Raw genomic sequence first — 12,981 nt, 5'->3', positions numbered from 1 at the left:
CTTGCGGTTTTATGCAGGAAAAGCCACACCAGTCTTGCTACTCAATGCTGCCAGGTCTTGCACCACAGCCTCCACTAATGGAATGCCCTGTGTAGCACGGATCGCTTCCATTTCCCGCTCCGGATCGCCGGGCACCAAAACGGGTTGTGCCGGGTTGGATGGAACTGCATTTTTAAACCGGGTAATCCAGTTGTCCATGTGTTGCTTGAACTCATCGGCCGGGCGGAAACCATCGATGCGCATGGCGCCGAGGAAATGACCCAGCCCCTCACCCGGCATATTGTCGGGCATGGGCACATAGGCCGGAAAGGGCGGTGCCCAAGGACCATAGCTGGCACCACTCAGCACAGCACTAAAAATATCGACGATGCTTCCCAAGGCGTATCCCTTGTGGCTGCCATGTTCCCGGTCGCCACCGAGTGGCAGTAAAGCACCGCCTTTTTTCAAAGCGTTGGCATCGGTGGTAGGTTCACCATCGGCATCCTGCACCCACCCCAGTGGCGCTTCGGCATTTTTGCGTTGCAATATTTCGAGCTTGCCATTGGCAGCGGTAGTGGTTGCAAAATCGGCCACAAATGCCGGCTGCTCACCAGCAGGAATGGCTACGCAAATAGGATTGGTGCCGAGCATTTTTTCTTTGCTGAAAGTGGGCGTTACCAAGGCACTGGCGTTGGTCATGGCCCAACCAATCATATCGTGTTGCAAGGCCATCATGGCATGATAGCCGGCAATGCCAAAGTGATTGCTGTTTTTCACACTCACCCAACCGCTGCCTACGTTGGTTGCTTTATCAATGGCCACTTGCATGGCTTTGGGCGCCACTACCAAACCAAGTCCTTTGTCACCGTCAATCACGGCGGTGCTGGGTGTTTCATGTACTACCCGCACATTGGGTGTGGGGTTGATGCGACCAGCTTCGTACAGCCGCCAGTAGCCGCTGAGGCGGGCAATGCCGTGGCTGTCAATACCCCGCAAATCGGCACTGAGCAATACGTTGGTGGCCAATTGTGCATCGGCTTCAGGACAGCCCATGGCTAAAAAAGTGTGCAGCGTAAACTGCTGCAAAAGGTTGTATGCAAATACCTGCTCCATGCGCCGCAAGGTAGGTTGTTATTTGTTTTTTGGAATGAGATGATAGGATAAGGATGATGGGACGCGGATATACCGGATGAGACGGATTTCGCTGATTGTTTTGATGGCCACAAATTCACGGATTAGATAAATGCAAAAGAACTTTTATAGCCCTAAAAGGGCGAACTCATGTAGCCACGGGTGTAGCCCGTGGTAAGGCATGCCGCCCCAATAATTTTAGCCCTGAATGGGTGAAATAATTGTATCCGGATTTGGTGTTGAGTTGAGTAACGGAATGTCACAGGCCAGAGGCCTGCGACAGCATTACGAGTTGGTACATGTTGAGTAATGCACTGCAGATGCAGTGAGTGACACAACGCAGCTGCCAAATGCACTTGGCTCGTCAACAACAATGTATTTGTACTTTAAGCTGAAGCATAAAAAAAGCGACCTCAGTGAGATCGCTTTTGAAATATTGTAATTGAGTATTACATACCTGGCAGCCAGGGGCGGCCTACGCCTTCACGCCATGGCCAAGGCATGCTGGCCAAAATAATAAGCAGGGCGATGGTATATAAAATGAGGGCACGACGGTGTTTGACAAAATCGTTGAACTGCTTTTTGCGAACGCCGTAACCGAGGGTTACCAAAACGATGGCGAGAATCATACCGATGCCATGCTCCACAGCCCAGTAGCGGGTTGCAGCATTCTTCATGGTTTCGCCCATACCTGCGTTTGTAATGAGTTTTAAACCAAGGTCACCGGCGAAGTACTGAAACAAACCCAACAGCAACATGATGTGGCTGCCAATCATGAGGAACAAACCGAGCTTACGGTCTTTTTCGCCATAGGGCTGCGCCGATGCCGTAGCATGACGATACACATTCAACAACAATAAAATAAGGATGACCCAGCGAAGCACATTGTGCAAATGAACTGAACCTGCGTACATACGAAATGATTTTTTGATTGAAGCAAAGGAAAGCGTTTTTGCAACTGCTCGCCTATCAATTTACCATAACCGTAAAAGGAAAGGAAGATTTTATTCTTCTACCCAATCGGCCAAAAACACATTGGTATCACGGGTGCCGCCATTGTTGCGGTTGCTGCAAAACAGAATCTTTTTGCCGCTATAGCTAAACATCGGGAAGGCATCAAAACCTTGGTCGCGGCTCACTTTGGTGAGGTTGCTGCCATCTTCATTAATCATGTACAGGTTGAAAGGAAAACCCCGCTTGTACTCATGGTTGCTGGCAAAGAGAATGCGTTTGCTATCGGGCATATACGTGGGTGCCCAGTTGGCCTGACCATAGGCTGTCACCTTCTTTGGATTGCTGCCATCGGCATTGGCAATCCACACTTCCATATTGGTTGGCGCTACCAAATTTTGAGCCAGCAAATCTTTGTACTCTTTAATATCCGCAGCTGCAGTAGGACGTGAAGCTCTCCAAATGAGTTTCTTGCCATCAGGGCTAAACCAAGCACCACCATCGTAACCCAGCATGTTGGTCACCTGTTTTTCCTTGCCGGTTTTCAGGTCCATAATCCACAGTTCGAGATCACCACTCTTGGTACTGGTGTATACCATTTTTTTACCATCAGGGCTTATTGTGGCTTCGGCATCGTAGCCCTTGGCATTGGTGAGCTGCTTTACAATTTTACCATTGTAATCGGCCATGAAAATGTCGTAGCTATCGTAGAGCGGCCAAATGTATTTATTGCCATACTTGCTGCGGTCGGGCACCGGCGGGCATTCGCTTGAACCCAAGTGAGTGCTGGCGTAAATCACGTGCTTGCCATCCTTGGTAAAAGCACCACAGGTAGTGCGGCCTTTGCCGGTGCTCACCATTTTGTAGGTAAACTTTTCGCCGGGCGCAGGCACTTTGCCAATAAACATCTGATCGCAGGTGATGCCTTCTTTGGGATTTGTTTTCTGGAAAATAATCCACTGATCATCGAAGCTGAAATAAGCCTCGGCATTGTCGCCGCCAAAAGTGAGTTGTTGTATGTTGCGAAGGTTTTTCTCGTCGGCATAACGAAGCGAATCAGTAGAGACCAGCTCCATGGGCGACACTTTTCCGGTAAAAGAAAACAAAACAGCTCCGGATATGAGGAGCATCACAGGCAGCATCAGTTTATTCATGCGGTTCATTTTTGGCTATCCGGCAAAAGTAACTCCCCTGCCGGGTTTCATTTGTCATGCCTTTGTCCGATTTGGCGGAGGTATGCAAATGATGGCACGAACGTTGACGAGGGTGCCCACAATACGCAACAGCTATTTATGCGTTATTTGCAGCAAAAGGAACGAAAGATGTTTGGTAGAAAAATAGTGCTGTTGATGGCGATGCTGAGCAGTGTCCTGACAGCCTGCGACAACAATGATGCAGCAGACAAGACAGCAACAACAACGGCTGCCAGCAAAGACCCGGTGCTGGCCGGCATGGAACAGCAAATAGCCCAATATCCGGATAGTGTGGTGCTGATAGACCGGTTGATTGATACCCTCAGCCAACGCAATCAAACCGATGCCGCTGCAACCTGGTGTGACACCTTACTGCAACGAGACACGGTCAATAATCTAATTTACAGTTTGGTAAAAGCCGATTTGTACAGAGCGGCACAACAATACCCGAAAGCCATTGCTGCGTATGAATATTATTTGCAACGCAAAGCAGATGAGCCGACCATTTTCTTGAGCTTGGCCAATACTTTAGCCGAAGCCGGCGACAAAAGGGTGCTTACATTTTGCCCGCAAATTGTACGGCAGTTTCCCACCCGGGAAGTGTATACAGGTGTGTGCTATGTAAAAGGCATTTACTACAATACCATAAAAAACTATGCACAAGCCAGGGCATGGATGGACAGCACCATCCGCTACGATTATGCTTTTACCGATGCCTACATGGAAAAAGGCTTCGCCTGGTTTGATGAAGGTAAAGCTGCACAAGCTGCTGCCACTTTTGCCAAGCTGGTAGAGATTGATGCCAAGAATGCAGAGGCCTGGTATTGGCTGGGTAAAAGCGAAGAAACCGCGGGCCGTAAAGCCGCTGCCATCAAGGCTTACGAACGTTGTGTGCTTATCAGCAGCAACATACCAGAAGCGAAGGAAGCACTGGAGCGGTTGGGGAAGTGAGGTGTACTGGTTGGAAGGTTTGGAAGTTGGTAGGTTGAAATGTTGAGGCCTTTTCCATTGAACATTGGAACTTGTGAACACTGGAACTTTGAAACTTTCAAACTTTCAACCTTGTAAACTCGAAATCAAACTCGACATTTGCCGCAAATAAACAACCGCTGATTGTATGGCATTGATTGCTCCTTCGCTGCTGGCAGCCGATTTTCTGCATTTGGATGCAGCCCTTCGCATGGTGAACGATTCTCAGGCCGATTGGTTGCACCTCGATGTAATGGATGGCCGTTTTGTGCCCAACATCAGCTTTGGGTTGCCCGTTATTGAAAGCCTGCGCAAAGCCACCAGCAAACCGTTTGATGTACACCTGATGATTTTGGAGCCGGAGAAATATGCGGAAGCATTCAAGAAAGCAGGTGCCGATATTTTGACAGTACACATTGAAGCTTGTCCTCACCTGCACCGCAATGTGCAGCAAATAAAAAGTCTGGGTATGAAAGCCGGTGTGGCGCTGAATCCGCATACACCCATTGCCAGCCTCGACAATATTTTAGGCGATATAGATCTGGTGTGTTTGATGAGTGTAAACCCCGGATTTGGTGGACAGTCTTTCATCCCCGGCACCATCGACAAAATCAAGCAACTGCGGCACATGATTGATACCCGTGGCCTGCAGGTTGATATTGAAATTGATGGCGGAGTGGGTGAAAAGAATGCCGCTGAAATTGTTGCGGCTGGTGCAACGGTGCTTGTGGCGGGCAGTTCCGTTTTCAACGCTGCAGACCCGTTGGCGGCAGTTGCCCAATTGAAAAGTTTATAACATCATACTACTGAAATGAAAGGCCGTACACTGTGTACGGCCTTTTTTATGGGCATTGCGTCAACAAGATTTGGAATGTTGTGTTAGGCAATCCGGCATACCAATTTCATTGACTCCATTTACCCGCCACGCATGAGTAAACTTCTATTAAGCTGCGGCTTATTATTGTTGCAGCTATCTGGCACAGCACAACATTCATTGGACAGTATTGTAAACGCCTACACCAAACAGCAAAATTTTAGCGGTGTCGTATTGATGGCTAAAGCTGGCAAAATACACTACCTATCGGCCAAAGGCCTTGCCAACCGTAGCTTTCAGATACCCACACAAAAAGATACCCGTTTCAAAATTGCGTCCATCACAAAAACATTTACGGCGGTACTTATTCTTCAATTAATGGAGAAAGGGCTGCTTCGGTTGGATGCAACAATGGGGCAATACTTACCCAACTACACCGGCGAAGCAAAAGACAAAGTGACCATCATGCAGTTGCTCACCTATAGTTCCGGCATTCCCAATTGTGAAGGCAACACAGGCATTGCCGTGTATCAATCGCCCAATTCGGTTGATAGATTTATACAACAACATTGCAGTGGTAAACTGGAGTTTGCACCGGGAAGCCGGTTCAATTATAACAATGCAGACTATATCATTTTGGGCAGCATCATTGAACACATTACCCGAAAATCTTTTGCGCAAAATCTTCAGGAAAACATATTGCAACCACTCAAAATGCAGCACACACAAATGCTGCGGTCGAAAGATGTGATACCAATGCTGGCCAGCACTTACAACAAGGATGATTCCACTGGCACAATGTACGCAGACGATCCTATGTACATCGAAAACTACTTTGCTGCCGGAGCCATGTACTCCACAGCCGAAGATTTGCTCCGGTTCGACCAAGGCATATTTACCCATCAATTATTGAAACCGGCCACGGTTGAGCTTATGTTGACACCCAATCCCAACCTCTATGGCGTGGCCATTAGCTTTTGGGTGTATAAACAAGAAATCAACCAAAAGCCATACACATTGGCCAACAGGCAAGGAAGCATTTGGGGTGCCAATGCCAATTGGATACATGTGTTAGGTAAAAATGAAACAGTCATTGTCCTCAGTAACAGCAATACCTGCAATTTGCCCGATATGACCAATGCATTGCTTCAGTCTTCGTTTCGCTAATTGAAACATGTAATAAACAAAGCGGCTGCTTCAATTAGTTGAAGCAGCCGTTTTATTGGAGCAAATGAGTATTACCACTTATCTACCTCTTCCAGCGAATGGGTATTTCCATTGCTGCTGGCTGGCGGCAGGTCGTTTACCACAACGGGTGCAGGCACCGGCACATCTTCTTCCACAGGTGCTACAGCAGCTACGGCCACAGGTGTAGCCTGCTCATCCCCTTCTCCATCATATTCATCGTGGTTGAAGGCATCGAAATCGAAATCGGGCATGAGTTCTGTTTTCACAAAATCAACCGCTTCGTTGAGGCCCTTAATGAACTTGTTGAAGTCTTCTTTGTACAAAAAGATCTTATGCCGGTCGTAGCCATCTTCATTGAATCGTTTCCGGCTTTCGGTGATGGTCAGGAAGTAATCATTTCCGCGGGTTGACCGTACATCGAAGAAATAGGTTCTTCTTTTACCGGCTTTAATGCGCTTACTGTACACACTGTCCATTTTCTTGTCGGTCTGCTCGTAGGCCACAGGTAGTTAGTTTTGGTTTAACAATTCTTTTTGAAAATGTTAAAACAAATATAGGGACCAGAATGAAATAGCAAATTTTTTATAAAAAGGCTTTGGTGGAAAATGAAGGGCCTAAAATCGGCAATTTCTGCACGGTCAAAACACGCAAGGCTTATCTTCGCCGCACTAAAAAAAAGCCCCCATATGAACCTACACGAATATCAGGCAAAAGAGCTGTTGAAAAAGTACAATGTGCCAGTGCAGGAAGGCATCGCCGTGGAGAGTGTGATGCATGCGGAAGAAGCCTACCGCCAGATTAAAACGCAAACAGGCAACAACTTTGCGGTGATAAAAGCGCAAATACATGCCGGTGGCCGTGGTAAAGGTAAAATTGAGGGCAGTGAGCAGCGTGGTGTAGCCGTAGCCAAAAGCCTCGATGATGTGACCAACATTGCCAAAAACATTTTGGGTCATACACTGGTAACAATTCAAACCGGCCCTGCTGGTAAAAAAGTAAATAAAGTATTGGTGGCGCAGGATGTTTACTATCCCGGACCCAATCCTGTAAAGGAATTCTACCTCTCTATTTTGCTCGACCGTACCAAAGGCCAAAACGTGATTATGTACAGCACCGAAGGCGGTATGGACATTGAAGAGGTAGCACACAATACGCCTGAGAAAATTTTTAAAGAGTGGGTACATCCCGGTGGCGGTCTGCAAGGTTTTCAGGCACGTAAAATTGCCTTCAACCTTGGCTTGAGCGGCGATGCTTTTAAAAGCTGCGTAAAGTTTGTAACCAACTTGTACAATGCCTATGTGGCGCTGGATTGCGGCATGCTCGAAATCAACCCGCTTTTCAAAACCAGCGATGAAAAAATTATTGCAGTTGACTGTAAAATGAGTTTGGATGAAAATGCGCTGATGCGCCATCCTGACCTCGCTGCGCTGCGTGATGTAACCGAAGAAGATCCTACTGAAGTAGAAGCCGGTCAATACAACCTGAACTTTGTAAAGCTCGACGGCAATGTGGGCTGTATGGTTAACGGTGCTGGTTTGGCCATGGCTACCATGGATATGATTAAGCTGAGTGGTGGTGAGCCTGCCAACTTCCTGGATGTTGGCGGTAGCGCCAATGCACAAACTGTTGAAGCCGGTTTCCGCATTATTCTGAAAGACCCAAAAGTGAAAGCCATCCTCATCAACATTTTTGGTGGTATCGTTCGTTGCGACCGTGTAGCACAAGGTGTTATTGATGCCTATAAAACCATTGGCGAAATCAACATTCCTATCATTGTTCGCCTCCAGGGTACCAATGCTGAAGAAGCCAAGAAGCTGATTGATGAAAGCGGCTTGCAGGTACAAAGTGCCATCCTCCTGAGCGAAGCTGCCGAGTTGGTAAACAAAGCAGTAGCCTAAAGTAAAGTCTTACTTGATATAAGAAAAGCCCCGCAAACATGTGGGGCTTTTCTATTGCTGTTATTCAAATTATTCAATTTTACAACCCGTACTTTTGAACTAAGCGTTATACATGCAAACACTGTTACAAACACCGGGTAATTTTGCCACTACTGAACAAGGAGAACAACTTTTCTTTTCCGGCTATAGTTACTTAGGCATGGCATCGCACCCTGCATTTATGCAATGGGCAAAAGAAGGATTAGACAAGTACGGGCTGATGCAACCCAGTGCCCGTATTTCAAACACTCCATTAAAAATATACAGTGAAGCAGAGGCACAAATCAGTGATTGGTTAGCTGCTGCAGACACAGTATTATTTGCTGGTGGATTTGCAGCAGGACAAGCAGCAGTGCACTCAATTCAACAATTGAACTGTCCCATTTTTGCAGCACCCAATTGTCATCCCGCAGTATTAGCAGCAGGCATTCAATCAGCCACAACTTCATTTGAAACATGGAGTCAGCATGTAGTGGAGCAAATCAACAACCATACATACGAAGGGCCTTATGCAATCATTGCAGATGCAGTGAACCCGTTAGCTCCCGTGGCATACGACTGGCAATTTTTATCTGCCATGCAAAAGCCATTGATCGTGTTGATTGATGATAGCCACGGCATTGGGATTACAGGAAACAATGGAAAAGGCGTAGCTTCATTTTTGCCGCAAAAAGAGAACATCGAATGGATGATTTCTTTTTCCATGTCGAAAGCATTGGGTGTGCAGGCTGGTGCTGTTGCATGCAGCAATGCCAGCACCGCAGCTGCCTTGCGCAGCAATCCGTTTTACGCAGCCACTACTCCACCCATGCCTGCAGTGGTGCATGCATGGCAGCAAGCAACCACATTGTATGAAGCACAAAGAGTAAAGCTGCAACAGCATTGCCATTGGATGAAAGAACAAGTACAGCACACTCCTTCTTTTGTATTGCATGCACAACTTCCCATTTTGTTTTTACCTACCGACATGGACGAGCATTGGTTTGCACAACACAACATCCTCATCTCCTCTTTTGCTTATCCAAATCCTGCTGGTAAGCCACTCAACCGTGCAGTATTTACAGCGGCGCATTCGCAGCAAGATGTGCAACAATTAATCGCTTTATTAAGGGCATAAAAAAAGCGTTGAACCAGTCAACGCTTTCACAATATCATCGAATCGATTAGTCGAGCAGAATAATTTTTGAGCCACCTTTTTCGCCATTCAACTCTACGAGTTCAATATCGAAAACGAGTTCTTTACCTGCCAGTGAATGGTTGGCATCCAACTTCACTACTTCGGTTTCAATAGCATGTACAATTACAGGAACAGGGCGGCCCATTTGGTCACGCAGCATCAGTTCCATGCCAATTTCCAATTGCATTTCGGCAGGAATTTGCTCCTTCGGAAATTCAATTACATTTTCTTCGCTCCATTCGCCATAAGCTTCAGCAGCAGGAATATTAATGGTTTTTTTATCGCCGAGAGTCATGCCTTCTACGCCGGCATCAAACCCTTTGATCATTTGACCAGCGCCAACTGTAAACTCCAATGGTTCACGGCCTGCAGAAGAGTCAAACTGTTCGCCGCTGGTTAATGTACCGGTGTAGTGTACCTTCACCACATCGCCTTTTTTTACTACAGACATCTTGTGAGATTTAATGAAGCTGCAAGGTAGTTGAATGATTGGTGATAGCAAACCTAAAATTGCGCAACTTGCATTGTTATGAGAAAACCACTGTTTCTTGCCATCCTTGTATCGCTGCTCCAATGGCTGAGTAGCCCCGGCTTTGCCCAACCTGTCAATAAACAAAAGCCGGGTATTAAAACCGGTGCCGACCGTATGGAAGTTTACCTGCCCTTGCTAAAAGGTAAGCGGGTGGCCCTCTTTGCCAACCAAACAACGGTGGTGGGGCCCAACAAAGTGCATTTGGCTGATACCCTGCTGAAGCGGGGCGTACAATTGGTCAAAATCTTTTCACCTGAGCATGGTTTCAGAGGCACGGCCGATGCCGGCGAAAAAGTGGGCAACAGCGTTGATTCTGCCACTGGCCTGCCCATAGTGAGTTTGTATGGGGGCAAATATGCACCCAGTGCTGATGAAATGAAAGATGTCGACATCATGATGTTTGATGTGCAGGATGTAGGCATGCGCTACTACACCTACATTTCTTCTTTAGAAGATTATATGAATGCTTGCATCGAAAATGCAAAGCCATTGTTGATTCTTGACCGACCCAACCCCAATGGTTTTTATGTAGATGGTCCTATTCTTGAAAAACCATTCAAGAGCCACGTTGGTATGCAACCCATTCCGATTGTGCATGGCCTTACTATTGGCGAATATGCACAAATGCTCGTGGGTGAAAAATGGCTTACCCCAAAAGCCAACAGCATGATGGAAACCTTTAAAAAAGCGGTGCCTACAAAGGATACGCCCTTTCATATGCTGGTGATTAAATGTCAGAACTACACCCACAGCGATTACTACGAGCTGCCTGTTCGTCCCAGCCCCAACCTGCCCAATATGCAAAGTATTTTCCTGTATAGCAGCACCTGCTTTTTTGAAGGCACTGATGTGAGTTTGGGCCGTGGTACTACATTTCCGTTTCAAGTATTTGGTCACCCCACTATGCCAGACTCACTCTTTAGTTTTACTCCGGTAAGCATGTTTGGTGCCAAAACACCACCCCAGCAAAACAACTTGTGCTATGGCTTTGATTTGCGCAACGAGAAAATAGACATCACCAAGCCAAAGTGGAAACAAATACAGCTTCGTTATATTTTGGATGCCTACAAATTGTTTCCCAACAAAGACAGTTTCTTTTTACGTCCGAAAAAGAACAACCCCAACTGGCAAGATTACTTCTTCAATAAGCTGGCTGGCAACTATACTTTGATGTGGCAAATCATGAATGGTAAAACAGAAGCGGAAATCCGTAAGAGCTGGCAGCCCGGTTTGAAGCAATACAAAGCCACCCGTAAAAAATACTTGCTCTACAAAGATTTTGAATAGCACATTTGCAGCCGCAAAGGCAGAGGTTATGATAGAGAAAGCAACACCACGAATTGTATTTATGGGCACACCAGCGTTTGCAGTAGCATCGCTGGATGCCTTGCTGCAAGCGGGTTTCAACGTTGTGGCTGTAGTAACTGCACCAGACAAGCCTGCCGGCCGTGGCATGAAGCTGACAGAAAGTGCCGTGAAGCAATATGCAGTGGCTCATAACCTGCCGGTGTTGCAACCAGAGAAGTTGAAGTCGCCTGAATTCATTGCGGCATTACAAGCATTGCAAGCCGATTTGCAAGTGGTTGTGGCCTTTCGCATGTTGCCCGAAATAGTTTGGAACATGCCTCCGATGGGCACCATCAATGTGCATGGAAGTTTGCTGCCACAATATCGTGGTGCGGCACCCATCAACTGGGCAGTTATCAATGGTGAAAAAACAACCGGTGTAACGACCTTTAAATTGCAGCATGCTATCGACACAGGCAATATTCTGTTACAAGCCAGCATGCCCATTGATGACAATGAAACAGCAGGCGAAGTACACGACCGCATGAAAAATTTAGGCGCAGCGTTACTTGTAAAAACTGTAACCGGTTTGGTTGATGGCACTATTCACGAGCAACCACAACCTGCCGATGAAGGTCAACTAAAACATGCCCCAAAAATTTTTACCGAAACCTGTCAGATCGACTGGAATCATTCAGCAGCGTCCATTCACAATCAGATACGCGGCTTATCGCCATTCCCAGGCGCCTTTACACAACTGCATGGCAAAATGCTGAAAATATTTGAAAGCCGCTACAGTACTGAAGCTCACCACCAATCTCCTGGCAGTATTGACAGCGATGGAAAAACTTATATCCGCTATGCAGCTATTGATGGTTGGGTAAACATATTGACGTTGCAATTGGAAGGGAAAAAACGCATGGCCGTAGCAGATTTCCTGCGGGGCTATCGCATGGATCAAGCCTGATTTATTGCTGGATGATAATGTCAAAATCATTTTCATCCCACACATCCAGCGCAGCACAGGCAGCACTGCTGAGTCGGGCCACAATGGATTCTCCTTTTTTAATTACCGGCAATTCGCCTATCACTTTCGCAAAAATCATTTGCTGATTTTTTTTGTTCGTCACTTTTACAACAGTGCCAATGGTAAACTGACTGCTGAGTATGTAAAACTTACCATCGTACCAACCAGCCATGCTTTTAAAGTAGCGGGCCTTCCCTTCTTTCATTGTGGTATCTGTACCTACAAATTCTGCAGCGTACGCTCCGGTGCCTGTATACACCGGCGGAAATTTCTTGGGCTCAATGTTGTGCGGAATATCCGTGGGCGTTTTCGCCTGCTCATGAGCCAAAATGGGCGACAATAATGACAGCGGCATGAAACCAACAAACACTGGCTTGCCTTCCAACTCCAATTCATACGTTGGATTCAACGCCTTCAACACTCTCGGGTTAGCTTTCCCAAACAATGGCGACAAATTTTGAAAATGATCACCTTTTTGTGCCAGGTAGTACAGCTCTACACAATGTTTATTGGCACAGCTATCGCTGAGTAAAGATTGCACTGTTAGGAAAATAGTATGCTGATAGTGGGCATGAGCTGTATCAATAGGATTAAGCAACGTATACTGCTCGGGCGACATGCCAAATGCAATCCGCAACGCTTCTGTATTGATGCTGCTATCGGCCCGAAAAGCTATGACCGGCAAACCATTGCGCAGCAGCACTTCCCGGTGCTGTGCAACGGATAGCTGGAGCCCCAGCATTAAGATGTATATGGTTATAAAAAGTACTCTTTTTTTCATGGCCTGCAAATATGT

The 12,981-nt window shown here is 46.7% G+C and carries 13 protein-coding genes; 7 read left to right on the top strand and 6 right to left on the bottom strand.

Annotated elements, in window-relative coordinates; translation table 11 throughout:
- Positions 1-9: 9 nt before the first annotated feature.
- The 3 genes from V7Q13_RS03280 to V7Q13_RS03270 all read right to left on the bottom strand — a co-directional run bounded on the left by V7Q13_RS03280 (position 10) and on the right by V7Q13_RS03270 (position 3,215).
- Positions 10-1,092, bottom strand: coding sequence for an Ldh family oxidoreductase (locus tag V7Q13_RS03280; RefSeq protein WP_333799251.1), 1,083 nt, complete (start codon positions 1,090-1,092; stop codon positions 10-12).
- 467 nt (positions 1,093-1,559) lie between these two features.
- The gene (locus tag V7Q13_RS03275) at positions 1,560-2,024 is read right to left on the bottom strand and encodes a hypothetical protein (RefSeq protein ID WP_333799250.1); all 465 of its coding nucleotides are present in this window, start codon (positions 2,022-2,024) and stop codon (positions 1,560-1,562) included.
- Positions 2,025-2,114: 90 nt separating this feature from the next.
- On the bottom strand, positions 2,115-3,215 hold the full coding sequence (locus tag V7Q13_RS03270) for a TolB family protein (RefSeq protein WP_333799249.1): 1,101 nt from the start codon (positions 3,213-3,215) through the stop codon (positions 2,115-2,117).
- A gap of 138 nt (positions 3,216-3,353) precedes the next feature.
- Between V7Q13_RS03270 and V7Q13_RS03265 the strand changes: the two genes are divergently transcribed.
- The 3 genes from V7Q13_RS03265 to V7Q13_RS03255 all read left to right on the top strand — a co-directional run bounded on the left by V7Q13_RS03265 (position 3,354) and on the right by V7Q13_RS03255 (position 6,204).
- Positions 3,354-4,205, top strand: coding sequence for a tetratricopeptide repeat protein (locus V7Q13_RS03265; protein ID WP_333799248.1), 852 nt, complete (start codon positions 3,354-3,356; stop codon positions 4,203-4,205).
- Between the two features lie 166 nt (positions 4,206-4,371).
- Positions 4,372-5,019, top strand: coding sequence for a ribulose-phosphate 3-epimerase (rpe, locus tag V7Q13_RS03260; RefSeq protein WP_333799247.1), 648 nt, complete (start codon positions 4,372-4,374; stop codon positions 5,017-5,019).
- A 132-nt stretch (positions 5,020-5,151) separates the two neighbouring features.
- Positions 5,152-6,204 carry a serine hydrolase domain-containing protein gene (locus V7Q13_RS03255; protein WP_333799246.1) on the top strand — a complete coding sequence of 351 codons (1,053 nt, stop codon included), beginning with the start codon at positions 5,152-5,154 and terminating at the stop codon, positions 6,202-6,204.
- Between the two features lie 71 nt (positions 6,205-6,275).
- On the opposite strand, the gene V7Q13_RS03250 is transcribed toward V7Q13_RS03255, so the two are convergent.
- Positions 6,276-6,728 (bottom strand): DUF3276 family protein, encoded by a 453-nt coding sequence (locus V7Q13_RS03250; RefSeq protein WP_333799245.1) that lies wholly within the window; start codon positions 6,726-6,728, stop codon positions 6,276-6,278.
- A 183-nt stretch (positions 6,729-6,911) separates the two neighbouring features.
- Here V7Q13_RS03250 and sucC point away from each other — a divergent pair, with 183 nt between their 5' ends.
- Positions 6,912-8,123, top strand: coding sequence for an ADP-forming succinate--CoA ligase subunit beta (gene sucC / locus V7Q13_RS03245; protein ID WP_333799244.1), 1,212 nt, complete (start codon positions 6,912-6,914; stop codon positions 8,121-8,123).
- Between the two features lie 112 nt (positions 8,124-8,235).
- Complete coding sequence (locus tag V7Q13_RS03240) at positions 8,236-9,279, top strand: hypothetical protein (protein WP_333799243.1); 1,044 nt, start codon at positions 8,236-8,238, stop codon at positions 9,277-9,279.
- A 46-nt stretch (positions 9,280-9,325) separates the two neighbouring features.
- Here the strand turns inward: V7Q13_RS03240 and V7Q13_RS03235 are convergent, their stop codons facing one another.
- Positions 9,326-9,790, bottom strand: coding sequence for an FKBP-type peptidyl-prolyl cis-trans isomerase (locus V7Q13_RS03235; protein WP_333799242.1), 465 nt, complete (start codon positions 9,788-9,790; stop codon positions 9,326-9,328).
- Positions 9,791-9,868: 78 nt separating this feature from the next.
- Here V7Q13_RS03235 and V7Q13_RS03230 point away from each other — a divergent pair, with 78 nt between their 5' ends.
- Both V7Q13_RS03230 and fmt read left to right on the top strand, forming a co-directional pair.
- The gene (locus tag V7Q13_RS03230; protein ID WP_333799241.1) at positions 9,869-11,158 is read left to right on the top strand and encodes an exo-beta-N-acetylmuramidase NamZ family protein; all 1,290 of its coding nucleotides are present in this window, start codon (positions 9,869-9,871) and stop codon (positions 11,156-11,158) included.
- Between the two features lie 28 nt (positions 11,159-11,186).
- Positions 11,187-12,125, top strand: a complete 939-nt coding sequence (gene fmt / locus V7Q13_RS03225; protein WP_333799240.1) for a methionyl-tRNA formyltransferase — start codon at positions 11,187-11,189, stop codon at positions 12,123-12,125.
- A 1-nt stretch (position 12,126) separates the two neighbouring features.
- Here fmt and V7Q13_RS03220 read toward each other — a convergent pair whose 3' ends face one another.
- Positions 12,127-12,966, bottom strand: a complete 840-nt coding sequence (locus V7Q13_RS03220; RefSeq protein ID WP_333799239.1) for a hypothetical protein — start codon at positions 12,964-12,966, stop codon at positions 12,127-12,129.
- Positions 12,967-12,981 lie beyond the last annotated feature (15 nt).

Source organism: Phnomibacter sp. (genome assembly GCF_036803085.1).
GTDB lineage: Bacteria > Bacteroidota > Bacteroidia > Chitinophagales > Chitinophagaceae > Phnomibacter.
Note: the sequence above shows the minus strand (reverse complement) of the source record. Positions and strands in the feature narration are given on the sequence as shown.

Bases quoted from the DNA above. Each gene is read 5' to 3' on its own strand.
- V7Q13_RS03280 (WP_333799251.1), bottom strand. From the start codon at position 1,092: ATGGAGCAGGTATTTGCATACAACCTTTTGCAGCAGTTTACGCTGCAC.
- V7Q13_RS03275 (WP_333799250.1), bottom strand. From the start codon at position 2,024: ATGTACGCAGGTTCAGTTCATTTGCACAATGTGCTTCGCTGGGTCATC.
- V7Q13_RS03270 (WP_333799249.1), bottom strand. From the start codon at position 3,215: ATGAATAAACTGATGCTGCCTGTGATGCTCCTCATATCCGGAGCTGTT.
- V7Q13_RS03265 (WP_333799248.1), top strand. From the start codon at position 3,354: ATGCGTTATTTGCAGCAAAAGGAACGAAAGATGTTTGGTAGAAAAATA.
- rpe (WP_333799247.1), top strand. From the start codon at position 4,372: ATGGCATTGATTGCTCCTTCGCTGCTGGCAGCCGATTTTCTGCATTTG.
- V7Q13_RS03255 (WP_333799246.1), top strand. From the start codon at position 5,152: ATGAGTAAACTTCTATTAAGCTGCGGCTTATTATTGTTGCAGCTATCT.
- sucC (WP_333799244.1), top strand. From the start codon at position 6,912: ATGAACCTACACGAATATCAGGCAAAAGAGCTGTTGAAAAAGTACAAT.
- V7Q13_RS03240 (WP_333799243.1), top strand. From the start codon at position 8,236: ATGCAAACACTGTTACAAACACCGGGTAATTTTGCCACTACTGAACAA.
- V7Q13_RS03235 (WP_333799242.1), bottom strand. From the start codon at position 9,790: ATGTCTGTAGTAAAAAAAGGCGATGTGGTGAAGGTACACTACACCGGT.
- V7Q13_RS03230 (WP_333799241.1), top strand. From the start codon at position 9,869: ATGAGAAAACCACTGTTTCTTGCCATCCTTGTATCGCTGCTCCAATGG.
- fmt (WP_333799240.1), top strand. From the start codon at position 11,187: ATGATAGAGAAAGCAACACCACGAATTGTATTTATGGGCACACCAGCG.
- V7Q13_RS03220 (WP_333799239.1), bottom strand. From the start codon at position 12,966: ATGAAAAAAAGAGTACTTTTTATAACCATATACATCTTAATGCTGGGG.